We start from the raw sequence: 17,306 nt of genomic DNA, 5'->3' as shown, positions 1-17,306 counted from the left end.
ATATTTCCGCCATGACCGCTGATAAGCCCATGTTTACAGACAGAAAATTACGCCAAGGGCAATCAATTCAGAATAATCAAATAGTTACGATAAGCTTCGGCAATAAATTGGCGGCCTTCGGGCGGCCCTTATCCATTAGCGCAGAGATTATTCCCTTTCCACGGCCGACCCCATTAACCCCTATGAGCGCCTATCCGGCAACGCATCCTGAGGAGCACCCCTGCATGGAAGACCCCACTCTCGACTTCAGCCATCACATCCTGAATCACGTCCCCATGGCCATCATCATCACCGATGATGCCGGGCTGGTCTTGTGGTGCAACGACACGATGGCCAACTGGACCCAGTGCCTTGCCAGCAGCTGCCTCGGTCGCAACGAGGCCTCCATCCTCGGCTCCACGGCGCAGGCCAATTCCAGCCTACAGATTCCCACCAGCAACGGCCCCTTCACGCTCGGACAGACGTCCAGCGGCGAACCACGGCGCGTGATGCGCTGCCCCCTGCCGGCACTCGATGGCCTGCAGACTGTCTGTTATCTGGACGTCAGCGACGAAGAGTCGCTGCGCAAGGAACGCACCCAACTGGCGCAACAACTGGCACAGCACAATACCGTGGACACCATCAGTGGCCTGCTGAATGACAACGCCATCCACAGCGGGCTTGAGCCGCTCATCTCGCGCAGTCGCCGTTACCAGAATCCGCTGTCCGTGGTCACCATGGAGATTACCAATTTCCCGCAGATCAACATCGCCGCCGGCCAGGTGGCCATCGACAAGGTGATCATTGCGGTCAGTCAGTTGCTGCGTGACCAGATGCGCTGGGCCGATATGGTCGGTCGTCTCGAATCCGGGCAGTTCGTGTTTGTATTGCCGGAGACCGATCGCGTGGCCGCCATTGCCCTGGCGCACAAACTTTCCACCCAGCTCAGCACCCTCAACATCAGCGTGGACGAACACCTCGCGGTACAGCCGCAGGCCTGTTTCGGCGTGGCCGCCTGGGAAAAGGGCGATGACATTCGCCTGCTACTCACGCGCTCCAGCGAGGCAGTGCAGACCGCGATTCAGGGTGGCGCGTTTTCGGTGCAGGCCGGCTGAGGCAAATCCCTGGCGCTGGCGCGGCTCGGCACGTAAGCAGCGGGCCGCACAGGACCGTGCGAGTGATGTAGGCCCGGTCCCGACTCCGCTATACTCAATCCATCTTTCCGCACAATGTCCGGGGGCGCACTATGGCCATGCTGCCAATCGTAATCGCCAGACGACCGATCACCTCGCCGCACCGCTGGGCCGCTGCGTTGTTCAGCACCCGGCTCTGGTTCTGCACGCTGCTATGGTCCAGCGCTCTGCTATGGCTCGGCCTCTGCCTGCCGCTTGCCGCCGCTGACACCGAGCCCGCCAATGAAGGCCGGTTTCTGGTCGCCACCGCGCAGCTGGAGGGCACCAGTTTTCAGGAGGCCGTTATCCTGATCACGCATTACAGTGAACGCGGCGCCACCGGCCTAACCATCAATCGTCCTACCGACATCCCCTTGCAGGATGCCTTTCCGCACAACGACCATCTACAGCAGCGAGCAGACCCGTTGTACCTCGGTGGCCCGGTGAGCAGCAATGCAATCTTCGTGCTGCTGCGCACCGACCGGCCGCAGCCCACTATGCACCGCATCGCCAAGAATATTTATTTCGCTACCGCCCAACATGCCTTTAGTGATTTACGCGCGGGACATTCACGCATCTACGCCGGTTATGCCGGCTGGATGCCCGGCCAGCTGCAGGCCGAGATTGCCCGCGGTGACTGGCTGGTCGTCAACATCGACCCCGATATTATCTTTGAAAATGACACCACCACGATCTGGCCGCGCCTGAGCAAGAGCTGGTCTGGTCGATGGCTCTAAAACACACCACCCCATGCATTACACCCTGGGCCGTGCTGCGGAGATTGAGGAAGGCGCCGGCAAGGCCTACACGCTGACCATCGACCACAGGCCCCTTGCCCTGTTTGTCGTGCGTCACCACGACAACTTTTACGCCTACGAAAACAGCTGCCCGCATACCGGCGTCACACTCAACTGGCAACCCGACCAGTTTCTCGATATCACCGCACAACGCATCCAGTGCGCCACCCATGGCGCACTGTTCAGGATTGAAAACGGACTCTGCGAATGGGGTCCCTGCCTGGGACAACGGCTGCGCGCCCTCACGCTTGAGGTACAGCAGGGGGAACTGCGATTGATCGACCGGGACGTCGCGGAAACCTGAAAGGCTGCGTTTTGCGGATCAATATTTCAGTCTGATCCGAGTATAAATATTCGATACTGAAAAATTGCTGGGCAGATGTAACTAATCTGGCTTAAAGGGCTCTGACCCCTTTAACGCTGCTGACCCCTTTAACGCTCTTCCGCAATCGAGGCCACTTGTTTTCCATTTACCAGGCGTTCTATGAGTACACCTTTTTCACGACCTGAATCATCCAGTGATAATTTTTTGCACAGATCCTTCAGTTCGTCACGCTTCAATGTTTCAAGCATATCTGCCAGTGCAATTTTTCGATATTGGACCATGGCCTGTACGATATCACCTTTGGATTTACTGCTAAGGCCTGAAACGTCGTAATTTCCCGCTAGCTCCAACAAGCGTGTGCGGGATATCAGAGGCAATAAATCTTTTTTCGTTCTTTTACTCATAAATTACTTTTTTTTCCTAAATCGTTTTAACTGGTTTTTGACTTCATCCCAGGGCAGGCGACTGCCATCTGCTTTCATTCTCTCATAAGCCAGTTCAATTTCATCAAAGCTGACGATTTTTGTGCTGTGTAATTCATTAACCAGCCATAAGCTTCCGTGGACTTCGACATTTTCCTGGATACAGACTTGATGTAGTTTCCTATCGCCCGTTAACAATGGTGCCTGTTCCTGTTGTGCCAGCCCCATTGAGGCCAGGTCATAACTACTGACCCCTGTATGGCCATAAGTTTGGCTGAACTCTACAAGTTGTTGCACTGTGTCCTCAGATAATTCCATCGCTTTAAGCCCCATATCAAGCAAGTGCGGATGAAGTTCTGCTAATTCTTCTTGATAAAGCATATCAGGCGTAGCAAACGTATATTCCAGTGAAAACATGGGCTCAAGTAGCCCACCTGCATCCATATCAATCAGGATATTTGCATCACTGATCAGTAATGTCTTGCTCACAGCTCCCCACATTTCTCATCTTTCGGAAATCAACGAGCGACATACCCATTAGTTCAGCAGCCTTTGAATCACTAACTAACTCTTCGCCATATGCATGGAAGACCAGTTGGGTGAATAGTTTGGGCTTTTCTGCTGGATATTGTTTTCCAGGTTCTTTTTTTATCCAGTTGCGGGATCGGAAATAGTCCCACATTTTTTTTGAAGCTGCTTTATTGAGTATATTTAAATCGCTGGCACGATAAATCCAGCCACGCATGCTCAGCCCATAAGTTTGTTTAAGAACACATAGCTCGACTGGTTCTAACCAGCTTCTAGTACTACCTAGTTCTTTTATTGCCTCGGCAGCGGGTACCAGGAATGCGCCAGCAAACCGATTAGCTGCTTTTTCTTCATCTAAACCCTCGGCTAATCGGTTCTTAAGAACAAGATGACCAAGTTCGTGAGCCAAAGTAAAACGTTGCCGATCACCAGGCCAATCTCTTCCAACAACAATTACTGGAGTACTGTTGACGGTGGCCGCCAAACCATCAAATTTTTCGTCATGTAAAGCAATTGACTGAAAAACTTTGATACCGCGCTCTTCCAAAGTATCAATCAAATCAGGTATTGGATTATTACCAAGCCCCCATGCTTTTCGGATTTCGAGCACGATGGATTCAATTCTCTCGTAATCCTCAATTTGCTTAGGCAAGCTCTTTGGCAACTTGAAGACCTGTATAGGATTTACTGGAAGTAGCTCTTCAAGCTCAATGAACCGTTCAATTTGCTCAATAACATCACCTTCAATCTGATCGAGTACCTTTTTCGGTAAGCTGACATGTTTACGATACTCAACCTCACGTAGCTCTACTCTAGCGCGACGTAAAAAGTACTCAGTCCGTACCTGCAAAGCCTTAGCCAGGGCCAGCATCACCCCGGATGAGGGGGTGGACTTGTTGTTTTCGTACTTGGATATTGCCATGGCAGACACACCAGCCTTTTCGGCCAATGCACGCAGGGATAAGCCTGACGCTTTACGCGCCTGCTGTATTCGTTCTCCAATCATGGTCTCACTCCAGTTTACAAAACTTGATCATTTCTTATAATTGTGTAAACTATAGTTAATGGCTAGCATTGTAGCAAGCCTAATTTTGATCAAATATTTTTATGGATCAGGAGGTTAGAACTTATGGCTACCAACCCACCTAAAGGCGACGGACGACGAAATGGTGCAGTCCGAGGCCGATCACAGACATATAACCCCCAGAATGACCATTGGGTCAAGCGGGATACTACAACCGGTCGATTTATAGACCAGAAAGCTGACAGCAACCCCTTCAAGGGCGTCAGAAAGGAGAAATAACATGCCTAATGCAGCAACACATCGGCTTGGAGCTGCCCTCGTTGTGGGGGGGGATCTCCTGCTACGCGGAACAAAAACAAGGCGCAAATACCGCTGAACCCGTAGTAAACGCATCTCTTGCAGCTGCCTGCGGTACCTTGCCTGACATCCTGGAGCCAGCTTTTCATCCCAATCATCGCCAATTATTTCATAGCGTTGGTTTTGCAGTGTTGCTGGGTTATGGCTTGTATAGCCTATGGAAGTGGCAGCCTGAAGATGAGGGCCGCCAATTGGCTCGGAAATTAGGGCTCGTTATTGGTGGCGCCTATTTGGTTCACTTGGCGATGGATGCCTCGACTCCCAAGTCTCTTCCTCTATTCGGTAGATAAATAACGGTGAGGAATTTCCATGCAGGCAGAAAATCTGGAAGTACTAAATTTTACAGGGAGGCAATTTGATAAGGAAATTTATCCGAGTGTAAAAGACGGTGTGAATCGCCCCCATTTCTCGACAGACTTCAAACCTACCCGACAGACTTTATTACTTGCGAACATTACTTCCCACAATCGCGACAGTTATTCCACCGTCACCGATTTTGCGAGGTTACGCGGCTGATCGACATCGGTGCCTTTGAGCACGGCGACGTAATAGGCCAGCAGTTGCAGGGGGATGGTGTAGACCACGGGGGATATGGCGTCGTCCACGGGGGCGACATTCAGTACCTGCAGGCCCTCTTCTTCTTTTAGTTGCGAGTGCATGTCGGCGAACACCAGTAGCTTGCCGCCGCGTGCGCGCACTTCCTGTAGGTTGGATTTCAGTTTTTCCAGCAACTCATTGTTAGGCGCTACTGCGATGATGGGCATGCTTTCGTCCACCAGGGCCAGTGGGCCGTGCTTCAGTTCACCCGCGGGATAGGCCTCGGCATGGATGTAGGAAATCTCTTTCAGTTTGAGTGCGCCCTCCATGGCCACCGGGTACTGTGCGCCGCGGCCGAGAAACAGGGCGTTATGTTTATCGGCGAACTGTTCGGCGATCTGCCGAATGGGTTCATCCAGCTTCAGCACCCTGTCGATCTCCGCCGGCAGCTTCTCCAGCTCGGCTACCAGACGGGCCTCGTTTTCCGCTGTCATGCCGTGGCGGCGGCCCAGTACGATCACCAGCAGCATCAATGCGACCAGCTGGGTGGTGAAGGCCTTGGTGGAGGCGACGCCGATTTCCGGCCCGGCGCGGGTCAGCAGCACCAGATCCGACTCGCGCACCAGTGAGCTCTCGGGCACATTGCAGATCGACAGTGAGTGGCCAAATCCCAGTCGCCTGGCCTCCAGCAATCCGGCCAGGGTGTCGGCGGTTTCGCCGGATTGCGAGAGGGTGATGATCAGGGAATTCTTGCGCACCACCGGCTTGCGGTAACGAAACTCGCTGGCCACCTCCACGCTACAGGGAACACCGGCGATCGATTCCAGCCAGTGGCGGCCAATCAGCCCCGCGTGATAACTGGTGCCGCAGGCGATGATGTGCACGCCCTGCACCGTGTCGAAGATTTCCGCGGCGCGGGTGCCAAAGGCCTGATCGAGCACCCGGCCGTTACTGATCCTGCCCTCCAGGGTGTCGGCAATGGCGCGCGGCTGTTCGTAGATTTCCTTCAGCATGTAGTGACGATATTCGCCACGCTCGACCGCATCGGCCGACAGCTCACTCTCTTTTATTGGCCGCTCCACCACCGCGCCCTGCGCATCATAGATCACCAGACCACTGCGCCGGATATCGGCAATGTCGCCCTCCTGCAGAAAGATGAAGCGTTGGGTCACCGGCAACAGCGCCGCGGCATCCGAGGCGATGAAATACTCACCGATGCCGACGCCGACCACCAGCGGACTGCCCCGGCGTGCGGCAATCATTCTCCCCGGCTCCCTGGTGCTGATCACGCCCAGGGCGTAGGCACCTTCAAGATCGGCGACGGTATCCTGCACGGCGACCAGCAGATCCTTGGCCTGATCCACGTGATTGTCATGCAGCAGATGGACCACGACCTCGGTGTCGGTCTCCGAGGTAAAGCGGTGTCCGGCCGCGATCTGTGCGGCGCGCAATTTTTCGTGGTTTTCGATGATGCCGTTGTGCACCACGGAGACGGTGTCGCGGCAGATGTGCGGGTGGGCGTTGTTCTGACTGGGCACACCGTGTGTCGCCCAGCGGGTGTGGGCAATGCCGACCGTGCCCTTCAGCGTGTCCGCCATAGACTCCACCAGGGCGGCGACCTTGCCCATCGAGCGCACCCGCGCCAGGCAGCCACCGGCGTCCAGCACCGCAATACCTGCCGAATCATAACCCCGGTATTCCAGCCGACGCAGCCCTTCCACCAGAATCGGCACCACATCCCTATCCGCAACAGCCCCAACGATTCCACACATCTGATTCTTGTCTCGAGTTTTGTTTATCTTTCGCTATCGCCAGATCGGCCGGTAGCGCGTTTTCCACAGCTATTTCTTATTACTTATCCTTACAATTATTTCTTCTTTGTCGGTCGGCTCCAACCGTTGATCGTGGCCTGTTTGACCCGGCTCAGGGTCAGGGTGTTCGCGGGCGTGTCATGGGTGATGGTGGAGCCTGCGCCGATGGTGGCGCCTGAGGCAATGGTCACCGGCGCGACCAGCTGGGTGTCGGAGCCGATAAACACATTGTCACCAATGATGGTTTGATGCTTATTGGCCCCGTCGTAATTGCAGGTGATGGTGCCCGCGCCGACATTCACCTGACTGCCCATGGTGGTGTCACCCACATAGCTTAGGTGGTTGACCTTGCTGTCGGCGGCGATGGTGGACTTCTTGATCTCGACAAAGTTGCCGATCTTCACCCCGTCCGCCAGCTGCGTCTCTGGGCGCAGCCGCGCGAAGGGGCCGATATCGCAATGGCTGCCGAGGCGACTGTCTTCCAGCACGCTGTTGGCATACACCTGGGTGGCGCTGCCGATGGTGACATTCTTCAGCACCACATTCGGGCCGATCACCACACCATCGCCCAGCTCGACCCGGCCTTCGATGACGACGTTGATATCGATCTCCACATCGCGGCCGATCATCAGCTCACCACGCAGATCAAACCGGGCCGGGTCACGCAGCGTCAGGCCGTCTTCCATCAGCCGGCGTGCCTGGCGCAACTGATAGGCACGTTCCAGCTCGGCCAGCTGGCGCTTGTTATTGACGCCCTCTATCTCACAAATCTCGGCGGGGTTGGTGGTGTTCACACTGACATGATCGGCAACCGCCAGGCCAACAATATCCGTTAGATAGAATTCGCCCTGGGCATTATTGTTGTCGAGCCTGTCGATCCATCTTTTCAGCAGCGCGGCATTTACCGCCAGCATGCCCGTATTGATCTCGGTGATGGCCAGCTGCTGTTCGTTGGCATCTTTCTGCTCGACTATGGCCTGCACCGCCCCGCCGGCATCGCGCACGATGCGGCCGTAGCCGGTCGGATCATCCAGCCTCGCGGTCAGCAGCGCCAGCGCATCCGCGCCATCGCTGGTCACGCCGGCGGCAAGCAGCTGCCGCAGGCTCGCCACGCTGATCAGCGGCACATCACCGTACAGCAGCAATACCAGATGATCATCCGCAATCCCCGGCAGGGCCTGCTCGACGGCATGCCCGGTGCCCAGCTGCTCGGCCTGTTCCGCCCAGCTCAGGTCGTAGCCGGACAGGGCCTGCTGCACCTGTTCACCGCCGTGGCCATAAACCACATGGATATCGCTGGCCTGCAGCTGCCGGGCGGCCTGAATAACGTGTTCCACCAGCGGTCGCCCGGCGATGGTATGCAACACCTTCGGCAGGCTGGACTTCATGCGCGTGCCCTGGCCGGCGGCCAGCACTACTACGCTTAACGGTCTTTCATTGAGAGGGGACATAAACTAAAAATCCTTTTCTACACAATCGTACGGGTTGCATCACTTTCAAATTAATATCTACACAGTGAAATCATTATCCAGGCCCTGTGGATTAACAAGCACCTTGCGGCCATAGGCAGCGCCATCGGTGCAGTTTAGCCCGCTTTAATGACAATTCTACCACCAATAAAAAAGGGCGGTATAAGCCGCCCTTTGGTCTACTGTCTTTTGCCGATGCCTGCCGGAGGCTAGTGGTCCTTCAAGGTAATATTTGCGGGTTCAGTTGGCCTGTCAGCGTTCAGGGCAAGGCGCGCCTCGCAGGGAATGGCCATAGTCCTTTCCAAGAGGCGGAACGCAGCCATGGACGCTGACAGGCCAACCCTTCGGGCGATCCTGTGGTGTCCCGCCGCGGCGTTGCAGTGCTTGACAAGGGAATGGCCATTGCCTGCGCACTGCGTCTTGCGGCGAAACACCACAGGAACGCTGAATCCGCAAATATCACCTTGAAGGACCACTAGTGGCCGACCTTCTTTCGCAGTCGGGCGATGGCCTGCAATTGGGCCATGGCCTCGGCCAGCTCTGCCGATGCTGCGGCATAGTCGACGTCGGACTTCTGGTCCGACAACAGCTTCTCGGCACGCTCTTTGGCCTGCAGCGCTGCCGCCTCATCGAGGTCGCTGGCGCGTTGGGCGGTATCCGCCAGAATGGTGACGGACTCGGGCTGAATCTCCAGCATTCCGCCGGAGACATACAGCACCAGCTCTTCGGCACCCTGCTCGGTGACAATCCGCACTTCACCGGGCTTGATGCGTGTCAGCAACGGCGCGTGACGGGGCAAAATACCCAGATCACCCATCGCACCCGGCGCAAACAGCATTGTGGCCGGGCCGGAAAAGATCTCTTCCTCGGCACTTACGACGTCTACATGCATAGTCATAGGCATTTTCGGTTCCCTTTCATGATCAAAAAAGTCATCAACAACCAGCCTGTCTTACGACAGGGTCTTGGCTTTTTCGATGACCTCTTCGATACCGCCTACCATGTAGAAGGCCTGTTCTGGCAGCGAATCGAACTCGCCATTCACAATAGACTTAAAGCCGGAAATGGTGTCTTTCAGTGACACGTATTTACCCGGCGCACCGGTGAATACTTCGGCCACGAAGAAGGGCTGTGAGAAGAAGCGTGTCAGTTTACGTGCACGGTTCACGGACAGTTTGTCTTCTTCGGACAGTTCATCCATACCCAGGATGGCGATGATGTCTTTTAGTTCTTTATACCGCTGCAAGGTACCCTGCACGGCACGGGCGACACCGTAGTGTTCGTCACCGATAACCAAAGGATCCAGCTGACGTGAGGTGGAATCCAGCGGATCCACCGCAGGATAGATACCCAGTTCGGCAATCTGACGTGACAACACCAGCGTTGCATCCAGGTGAGCAAAGGTGGTGGCCGGAGACGGATCGGTCAAGTCATCGGCAGGCACGTACACCGCCTGGAATGAGGTGATGGAACCGGTCTTGGTGGAGGTAATGCGTTCCTGCAAGGCGCCCATTTCCTCAGCCAGGGTCGGCTGGTAACCCACCGCAGATGGCATACGACCCAACAGTGCAGATACCTCGGTACCGGCCAATGTATAACGGTAGATGTTATCCACGAACAACAACACCTCGCGACCTTCGTCGCGGAAATGCTCGGCCATGGTCAGACCGGTCAGCGCCACACGCAGACGGTTGCCGGGTGGCTCATTCATCTGACCGTAAACCAGCGCCACTTTATCCAACACGCCGCCTTCTTCCATCTCGTAGTAGAAGTCATTACCTTCACGAGTACGCTCACCCACGCCGGCGAACACGGAGAAGCCGCTATGCTCAACCGCGATGTTACGAATCAGCTCCATCAGCGTCACGGTCTTGCCCACACCCGCACCACCGAACAGACCGATTTTACCGCCCTTGGCGATCGGCATGACCAGATCGATAACCTTGATACCTGTTTCGAGAATATCCAGACTGGCGGACTGCTCATCAAAGGTCGGTGGCTTACGATGAATCGGCATGTACTTTTCAGCCGGTACTTCACCCGCCTGGTCAATGGGTCGACCCAGCACGTCCATGATACGGCCCAGCGTGCCCTGACCTACTGGCACCTGGATCGCTGCACCCGTACCGGATACTTCCATGCCGCGCTTCAGACCATCGGTAGTGCCCATGGCAATGGCGCGAACCACGCCGTCACCCAGTTGCTGCTGCACTTCCATGGTCAAATCGACGTCGTTCAACTTCAGCGCGTCATAAATCTTCGGCATGGAATCACGCGGGAATTGTACGTCGACCACAGCGCCGATGATTTGTACGATTTTTCCTGAACTCATGTTTCAGTCCTCTTGGTAATTCAGATAAAAGATAAAAGGGTAAAGATACAAGTAAAAGACGAATGCGAACTTCGCGTACATTCACGATAATTAGCTTCGTGCGCCGCGCTGTAGTTAACTTTCATCTTTCATCTTTCCTCTTGTATCTGCAGCCGTTATACGGCTGCTGCGCCACTGACGATCTCGGAAATTTCCTGAGTGATCGCGGCCTGGCGGGCCTTGTTGTAAGCCAGATTCAATTCATCGATAAGGTCACCGGCATTATCCGACGCGGCCTTCATGGCCACCATTCGTGCCGACTGCTCGCAGGCCACATTTTCCACCACGGCCTGATAGACCAGTGACTCCACGTAACGGGTTAACAGATCGCTAATCACATCCTTGGCTTCCGGCTCGTAGAGATAGTCCCAGTGATGGGCGTACTCTTTCTTCTCTTCGGCCTGGATCGGCAATAACTGCTCGATCTGCGGATCCTGCGACATGGTGCTCACAAACTTGTTGTACACCACGTACAAACGATCGATCTCGCCCTTGTCATAGGCATCCAGCATCACCTTGATGGTACCGATCATGTCGCTGATGCGCGGGGCATCACCCAGATGAGAGGTCTGCGCGGCGATGTTGCTGCCCAGGCGTCTGAAGAAACCGGTGGCCTTGGAACCGATCGCGCATACGTCAATCCCCACACCCTGGTCCGCCCAGCCTCTCAGTGACTTGAGGGAGGCGCGAAACAGGTTGGAGTTCAGGCCGCCACACAGACCGCGGTCACTGGACACTACAATAAAGCCCACACGCTTGACCTCACGGTCCTGCATGTAGGAATGCCTGTATTCCGGATGCGACTGCGCCAGGTGATGAATCACGTTGCGAATCTTGTCCGCATAAGGGCGTGACGCCTTCATGCGATCCTGCGCCTTACGCATCTTGCTCGCCGCCACCATTTCCATGGCGCGGGTGATCTTCTGCGTGTTCTGGACGCTCTTGACCTTGGTGCGTATCTCTTTACCGACTGCCATGCCTTTCTCCTAACCTTCTCTTAGCTTTTTAACTTTTTATAAGTAAAGAAAAGCCTAGTAAGTGCCAGACGCTTTGAACTTGGTGATGGCCGCGGTCATTTCACCGGCGATCTCATCGTTGAAGTCACCGCTTGCATTGATCTTGGCAAGCAGGTCGGCCGCGTTGGCGCGCAGGAAGGAATGCAGTGCGGCCTCAAAAGCCACCACCTTCTTCACGTCGACGTCGTCGAGGAAACCTTCGTTAGCGGCAAACAGCGAAAATGCCATTTCAGCAACCGACAGCGGCGAGTACTGCAACTGTTTCATCAGCTCGGTAACACGCTGGCCACGTTCGATCTGCTTACGTGTGGACTCATCCAGATCGGAGGCAAACTGCGCGAAGGCCGCCAGTTCACGATACTGCGCCAAATCGAGACGCACACCGCCACCCAGCTTCTTGATGATCTTGGTCTGCGCCGCACCACCCACACGCGACACCGACAGACCCGCGTTAATGGCAGGACGGATACCGGCGTTAAACAAATCAGCTTCAAGGAAGATCTGTCCGTCAGTGATGGAAATCACGTTGGTCGGCACGAAGGCCGACACGTCACCCGCCTGGGTTTCGATGATCGGAAAAGCGGTCAGTGATCCGGTCTTGCCTTTCACTTCACCATTGGTGAGACGTTCCACCTCTTTCGCATTGATGCGAGAGGCGCGCTCCAGCAGGCGGGAGTGCAGATAAAACACGTCGCCCGGATAGGCTTCACGGCCTGGCGGACGGCGCAACAACAGGGAAACCTGACGATAGGCCCAGGCCTGCTTGGTCAGATCGTCATACACGATCAGGGCATCTTCGCCGCGGTCGCGGAAATACTCACCCATGGTACAACCGGCATACGGTGCGATGTACTGCATGGCCGCAGGATCGGCAGCCGTCGCGGCGACGATGATGGTATGCGCCAGCGCACCGTGTTCTTCCAGCTTGCGCACCACGGCGGCAACGGAAGAGGCCTTCTGGCCGATAGCTACGTAGATACACTTAACCCCGGTGCCCTTCTGATTGATGATGGCATCGATGGCAACAGCGGTCTTGCCCGTCTGGCGGTCACCGATAATCAGCTCACGCTGGCCACGACCGACCGGCACCATGGCGTCGATCGCCTTCAGTCCGGTCTGCACCGGCTGATCAACCGACTTGCGTTCGATAACGCCCGGCGCAACCTTTTCGATCGGCTCATAGCTGCTCGCATCAATCGCGCCCTTGCCATCAATGGGCACACCCAGGGAGTTCACCACGCGACCCAGCAGACCCGGACCGACCGGCACTTCCAGAATGCGGTTGGTGCACTTCACCTTGTCGCCTTCCGTGATGTGCTCGTAGGCACCCAGCACCACGGAACCGACAGAGTCCTGTTCCAGATTGAGCGCGATACCGAATGTGTTGCCGGGGAATTCGATCATTTCACCCAGCATCACGTCGGACAACCCGTGGATGCGCACGATACCGTCGGTGATACCCACCACAGTGCCTTCGTTACGCGCCTCGGTGGAGACGTCAAATTTCTCAATTCGTTGTTTGATCAGCTCGCTGATTTCAGACGGATTTAATTGCATTTTCTATTTCCTCTTTTGGCGGCTCAACGCGCGTTGCGTTAGCCTGCCAGCTCCACGGAAAGCTTGTTTAATTGACCACTCACCGAACCATCAATCACCATATCGCCCGCCTTGATAATCGCGCCCCCCATGAGGGACTCATCAACGCTGCACTTGAGAGACACTTCACGTCCCAAACGTGCTTTAAGCTTTTCAGCGATCATCGCCTGTTGTGCCGCACTGACTTGCTGAGCGGATACGATTTCGGCCTCGACGGTTTTTTCCGCCTCGGCCTTCAGCGTTTCAAATTGCTCGGCAATTTCAGCGACCACATCCAGGCGGCGATTTTCGGTCAGCAACTTGACCAGATTTGCGCCTGCGTCAGTCAGCACATCGCCGGCCACATCAATCACCAACTGCGCCACTTGCGCCTTGTTGACACTGGTGTTGCCGATAATGCCTTGCATGCCCGCATCCGCAGCAATCATCGCCACGGTTTGCAACATGCCAGACCATTCCTTCAGCTGGCCGGCTGCATGCGCCAGCTGGAAAACCGCTTCGGCATAAGGTCGGGCGATAGTAGATTTCTCAGCCATGGCCTTAGATCTCTGCTGCTAATTCGTTCAACAGGGCATCGTGAGACTTGGCATCGATTTCGCGCCGCAGCACTTTTTCGGCACCGGCAATAGCAATGCTGGCGACTTGCGCACGCAATGCTTCTTTTGCCTGATTAATCTCGCGCTCGATCTCGGCGTTGGCGGCGGTGACGATACGCTCACCTTCAGTGCGTGCCGTCTGCTTGGCCTCTTCAACAATTTCAGAAGCACGCTTCTGACCTTGCGCCACAACTTCAGCCGCCTGGGCCTTGGCCTCCTTGAGCACCTCAACCGCCTTCTTTTTGGCCAGCTCTTCTTCGTGCTTGCCTTTTTCAGCGGCCGCAAGACCATCGGCGATACGCTTCTGGCGCGCCTCCATGATCCCCGACAGAGGGCCCCACATCACTTTGTTGACAAACCAGATCAACAAACCGAACGCGATCATCTGCGCTATAAGGGTAACTGTAATATTCACTGTTTCTTTCCTCCCGGCTTATCGCTGCGCTTTATTAACATTCAACAAAACGGACGGCGCATCGCCAAGTTAGTGGCCTGTTCTTTAACGTCTTCTCTATGGCAAGAAAATATTAAAGCGCGCCGATAGCGGCAGACAGGGCACCAACGAAGGGGTTAGCAAACAGGAACCACATTGCGAACGCCAGGATGATGAAAGGGAAAGACTCCATCAGACCGGCAAAGATGAACATGTTGGTCATCAGTACAGGACGCATTTCAGGCTGACGTGCGATGCCTTCCAGGGTTTTGGCACAGATCAGGCCCCAACCGATAGCGGAACCCAGTCCGGCAGCGGCCAGAATCACACCCACACCCACTGCAGTGTAAGCGTAAATCATCGCGATCATATCAGGTGTCATTGTTACTCTCCTTCAACTTAAAGTTTAAAAACAAGATTAAAAATAATTACTTTCCAAAAAGCCGCCTGTTGCAAAACGGCCTCTCAAAACTTTCACTCAGTGGTAGTGCTAGTGATCTGCGGTGTGCGCCATTCCCAGGTACACAATGGTCAATACCATGAAGATGAAGGCCTGCAGGGTGATAACCAGAATATGAAATAGCAACCAGCCCAGATCCAGCACCACCTGCAGCGGGAACCAGATCAGCATGCCTGCGCCCAGCGTTGCCGCACCGGCCAGCAGGGCGATCAACAGGAACACCAGCTCACCCGCAAACATGTTGCCGAACAGACGCAGACCGAGGCTCAGCGGCTTGGCCAGCTCTTCGATCGCCGTCATGACGATATTGGCGGGCATCGCAAACTTACCAAACGGATGGAACAGGAACATCTTCAGATACCCGCCCACGCCTTTGACCTTAAGATTGAAATACAGCGACAGCAGAAACACCGTCAGCGCCATCGCCATGGGTACGCTCAGATCCGTGGTAGGCACTACCTTGAGGTAGGGAATGCCCACCCAGCTGGCGATCAGGGGCAGTAGGTCGACCGGGATCAGGTCCATGAAGTTCATCAACCAGACCCAGACGAAGATGGTCAGCGCCATGGGCGCGATCAGCGGGTGATGGCCGGGGAAGGAATCGCGCACCTGGGTCTGCACAAATTCCAGGATAGACTCCACGAAATTCTGCATGCCGCTGGGCACGCCATCGGTGGCATTTTTGGCCACCCGCGCTCCGAAGGTCACAAACAGGATGCCGAGCACTACCGAGATGACGATGGAGTCGATATTCCAGGTCATAAACCCTTCACCGACATGCAGGTTGGTTAAATGATGCTGGATATACTCAACGGTACCACCACCGCTGGAACCTTCTGCTGATTGACTCAAGATCCTATCCCCTTAACGTTTTTAATCCGAGCTGCGCGCCGCGTTGCGGTCACGCACACTCATCAAATAACTGGCCTGTGCCAGGGCGAAGCCGATCAATACGGCCAGCGCGTCGAGCTTCAACAATCCCAGCCCGATTCCCAGCAACACGATCACTGCCGCAAATCTCACCACGGCACCGATGTATAAAATCATCATGCTCTGTTTGGGATCACTCAGCGCGATGGCATTCGCGCGCTTAAAGCCTCCGATCGAGATCAGAGCGAGCACTACGCTGGACAGGCCACCGTAACCGGCCGCCAACGCCTTCCACAAACCTGCTTCACTTAACCCAAAAAATGCAGCCGCGACGATCAGACTCATCGACAACTGGACGATAACAACCCGGCGGGCTTTTCCTGCAAGTGCTTTGTCTATTCCGGTCACTAACAAATCACTGCAATTTCGGATCGTTCAACAATTTGTATATTTTCAGGAAGCCGCCAACCAGACCCATCGCGCCTAAAATCAGCATGAAGATGGGCTGCGTCCCAAACCAGGTATCGACCCAGTAACCCAGTAAAAAACCGGCAACCACCATCGAGCTAAGCATGGTGCCGACGCTGATCAACAGCAGTCCGGGGGGCTTTGGCTTTTGTCCGGGCTTGAGTCCGGGCTTTTCCCTGGATCCACCCTCGCTCATCTGTATCGCTCCCTGCCTTCGGAGCTTTCCCTCATCCGGGGCATCCCAAAATTGGGCCGGAAGTATAACCAGCCACCCCGCTCGCGGCAAGCCACATCCAGGAGATATTTCTGTTTTTGCTGTGCTCAAGGCCAGCCCGGTCGCGCCGAAAACGGCGCGCCGCGCGGTTGGTCTCGCGACAATGCAGGGAGAATTTCGGGGAAATAATCCAGGGAAAATACTGGGGTGGAAAATTTCAGCAATGCCTTAAAGGCTTATCGGCCGCGCGGCCCCCGCCGCCCCGCCAGCCGGCGGGGCATCGGGCTAATTTACTGAATGCGCTGCAATATGCCATCCAGCTCATCGAGGCTGTTGTAGTGGATCACCAGTTTGCCGTTGCCCCTGGCGGCATGCTGGAACAGCACCTTGGCCGACAGCTTGCCGGACAGCTCGTCCTGCAAACGGCGGATGTCCGGATCCGGCAGCGGGCTGGCCTTTTTGCCCTGCGCAGGAGGCGCGCCCAGACGCCGCACCAGCTGTTCCGTCTCGCGCACGGAATACCCCCTGGTGGCGACCTCGCGGGCCGCCTCGCTTTGCGCCCGTCCCTGCAGCGCCAGCAGCGCGCGGGCATGGCCCATCTCCAGATCGCCATGCTCCAGCATCTTGCGCACGTCCTCATTGAGCGTCAGCAGGCGCAGCAGATTGCTCACCGCGGCCCGCGAGCGACCCACCGCGCCGGCGGCCTGCTGATGGGTCATCTCAAATTCGTCGATCAGGCGCTGCAGGGCGACGGCCTCTTCGATGGGATTCAGGTCTTCACGCTGAATATTCTCGATCAGCGCCATGGCCACGGCGGCCTCGTCCGGCACATCGCGCACCACGGCCGGGATCTCATGCAGG

Annotated in this window: 20 protein-coding genes; 4 read left to right on the top strand and 16 right to left on the bottom strand. The window is 55.7% G+C overall.

Annotated elements, in window-relative coordinates:
• Positions 1-224: 224 nt before the first annotated feature.
• The 3 genes from RRB22_04330 (at position 225) to RRB22_04320 (ending at position 2,252) form a co-directional block, all read left to right on the top strand.
• On the top strand, positions 225-1,094 hold the full coding sequence (locus tag RRB22_04330; GenBank protein ID MDT8383621.1) for a diguanylate cyclase: 870 nt from the start codon (positions 225-227) through the stop codon (positions 1,092-1,094).
• 131 nt (positions 1,095-1,225) lie between these two features.
• The gene (locus RRB22_04325) at positions 1,226-1,888 is read left to right on the top strand and encodes a YqgE/AlgH family protein (GenBank protein MDT8383620.1); all 663 of its coding nucleotides are present in this window, start codon (positions 1,226-1,228) and stop codon (positions 1,886-1,888) included.
• 13 nt (positions 1,889-1,901) lie between these two features.
• Positions 1,902-2,252 carry a Rieske (2Fe-2S) protein gene (locus RRB22_04320; protein MDT8383619.1) on the top strand — a complete coding sequence of 117 codons (351 nt, stop codon included), beginning with the start codon at positions 1,902-1,904 and terminating at the stop codon, positions 2,250-2,252.
• 128 nt (positions 2,253-2,380) lie between these two features.
• On the opposite strand, the gene RRB22_04315 is transcribed toward RRB22_04320, so the two are convergent.
• Genes RRB22_04315 through RRB22_04305 form a run of 3 tightly spaced genes read right to left on the bottom strand, consistent with a single transcriptional unit; the run spans position 2,381 to position 4,229 of the window.
• Positions 2,381-2,677, bottom strand: a complete 297-nt coding sequence (locus RRB22_04315; protein MDT8383618.1) for an SAP domain-containing protein — start codon at positions 2,675-2,677, stop codon at positions 2,381-2,383.
• A gap of 3 nt (positions 2,678-2,680) precedes the next feature.
• Complete coding sequence (locus RRB22_04310) at positions 2,681-3,184, bottom strand: DUF3368 domain-containing protein (protein MDT8383617.1); 504 nt, start codon at positions 3,182-3,184, stop codon at positions 2,681-2,683.
• The gene (locus RRB22_04305) at positions 3,159-4,229 is read right to left on the bottom strand and encodes an XRE family transcriptional regulator (GenBank protein ID MDT8383616.1); all 1,071 of its coding nucleotides are present in this window, start codon (positions 4,227-4,229) and stop codon (positions 3,159-3,161) included. Before RRB22_04305 ends, RRB22_04310 begins: the two co-directional genes overlap by 26 nt.
• 305 nt (positions 4,230-4,534) lie before the next feature.
• On the opposite strand from RRB22_04305, the gene RRB22_04300 reads away from it, so the two are divergent.
• Positions 4,535-4,894 carry a metal-dependent hydrolase gene (locus RRB22_04300; GenBank protein MDT8383615.1) on the top strand — a complete coding sequence of 120 codons (360 nt, stop codon included), beginning with the start codon at positions 4,535-4,537 and terminating at the stop codon, positions 4,892-4,894.
• Positions 4,895-5,080: 186 nt separating this feature from the next.
• Here the strand turns inward: RRB22_04300 and glmS are convergent, their stop codons facing one another.
• From glmS to RRB22_04235, 13 genes are all read right to left on the bottom strand, one after another.
• A complete protein-coding gene (glmS, locus tag RRB22_04295; protein MDT8383614.1) occupies positions 5,081-6,913 on the bottom strand; it encodes a glutamine--fructose-6-phosphate transaminase (isomerizing) in 1,833 nt (610 codons plus the stop codon).
• Between the two features lie 95 nt (positions 6,914-7,008).
• Positions 7,009-8,403 carry a bifunctional UDP-N-acetylglucosamine diphosphorylase/glucosamine-1-phosphate N-acetyltransferase GlmU gene (gene glmU, locus RRB22_04290; GenBank protein ID MDT8383613.1) on the bottom strand — a complete coding sequence of 465 codons (1,395 nt, stop codon included), beginning with the start codon at positions 8,401-8,403 and terminating at the stop codon, positions 7,009-7,011.
• A 493-nt stretch (positions 8,404-8,896) separates the two neighbouring features.
• Positions 8,897-9,325, bottom strand: a complete 429-nt coding sequence (locus RRB22_04285; GenBank protein ID MDT8383612.1) for a F0F1 ATP synthase subunit epsilon — start codon at positions 9,323-9,325, stop codon at positions 8,897-8,899.
• A 48-nt stretch (positions 9,326-9,373) separates the two neighbouring features.
• Positions 9,374-10,753, bottom strand: coding sequence for a F0F1 ATP synthase subunit beta (atpD, locus tag RRB22_04280; GenBank protein ID MDT8383611.1), 1,380 nt, complete (start codon positions 10,751-10,753; stop codon positions 9,374-9,376).
• Positions 10,754-10,908: 155 nt separating this feature from the next.
• Positions 10,909-11,769, bottom strand: coding sequence for a F0F1 ATP synthase subunit gamma (gene atpG / locus RRB22_04275; protein ID MDT8383610.1), 861 nt, complete (start codon positions 11,767-11,769; stop codon positions 10,909-10,911).
• Positions 11,770-11,823: 54 nt separating this feature from the next.
• Positions 11,824-13,365 carry a F0F1 ATP synthase subunit alpha gene (atpA, locus tag RRB22_04270; GenBank protein ID MDT8383609.1) on the bottom strand — a complete coding sequence of 514 codons (1,542 nt, stop codon included), beginning with the start codon at positions 13,363-13,365 and terminating at the stop codon, positions 11,824-11,826.
• Positions 13,366-13,403: 38 nt separating this feature from the next.
• The gene (locus RRB22_04265) at positions 13,404-13,940 is read right to left on the bottom strand and encodes a F0F1 ATP synthase subunit delta (protein MDT8383608.1); all 537 of its coding nucleotides are present in this window, start codon (positions 13,938-13,940) and stop codon (positions 13,404-13,406) included.
• A 4-nt stretch (positions 13,941-13,944) separates the two neighbouring features.
• Positions 13,945-14,415 carry a F0F1 ATP synthase subunit B gene (locus tag RRB22_04260; protein ID MDT8383607.1) on the bottom strand — a complete coding sequence of 157 codons (471 nt, stop codon included), beginning with the start codon at positions 14,413-14,415 and terminating at the stop codon, positions 13,945-13,947.
• Between the two features lie 112 nt (positions 14,416-14,527).
• Positions 14,528-14,815 carry a F0F1 ATP synthase subunit C gene (gene atpE / locus RRB22_04255; GenBank protein ID MDT8383606.1) on the bottom strand — a complete coding sequence of 96 codons (288 nt, stop codon included), beginning with the start codon at positions 14,813-14,815 and terminating at the stop codon, positions 14,528-14,530.
• Between the two features lie 108 nt (positions 14,816-14,923).
• Positions 14,924-15,745 carry a F0F1 ATP synthase subunit A gene (gene atpB, locus RRB22_04250; GenBank protein ID MDT8383605.1) on the bottom strand — a complete coding sequence of 274 codons (822 nt, stop codon included), beginning with the start codon at positions 15,743-15,745 and terminating at the stop codon, positions 14,924-14,926.
• 21 nt (positions 15,746-15,766) lie between these two features.
• Positions 15,767-16,171 carry an ATP synthase subunit I gene (locus RRB22_04245; GenBank protein MDT8383604.1) on the bottom strand — a complete coding sequence of 135 codons (405 nt, stop codon included), beginning with the start codon at positions 16,169-16,171 and terminating at the stop codon, positions 15,767-15,769.
• A gap of 7 nt (positions 16,172-16,178) precedes the next feature.
• Positions 16,179-16,427: an AtpZ/AtpI family protein gene (locus RRB22_04240; protein ID MDT8383603.1), complete on the bottom strand. Its 249-nt coding sequence runs from the start codon at positions 16,425-16,427 to the stop codon at positions 16,179-16,181.
• Between the two features lie 308 nt (positions 16,428-16,735).
• Positions 16,736-17,306 (bottom strand): ParB/RepB/Spo0J family partition protein (locus tag RRB22_04235; protein MDT8383602.1); only part of this gene is annotated, 571 nt, incomplete at its 5' end.

This window comes from Gammaproteobacteria bacterium (assembly GCA_032250735.1).
Lineage (GTDB): Bacteria > Pseudomonadota > Gammaproteobacteria > SZUA-152 > SZUA-152 > SZUA-152.
Note: the sequence above shows the minus strand (reverse complement) of the source record. Positions and strands in the feature narration are given on the sequence as shown.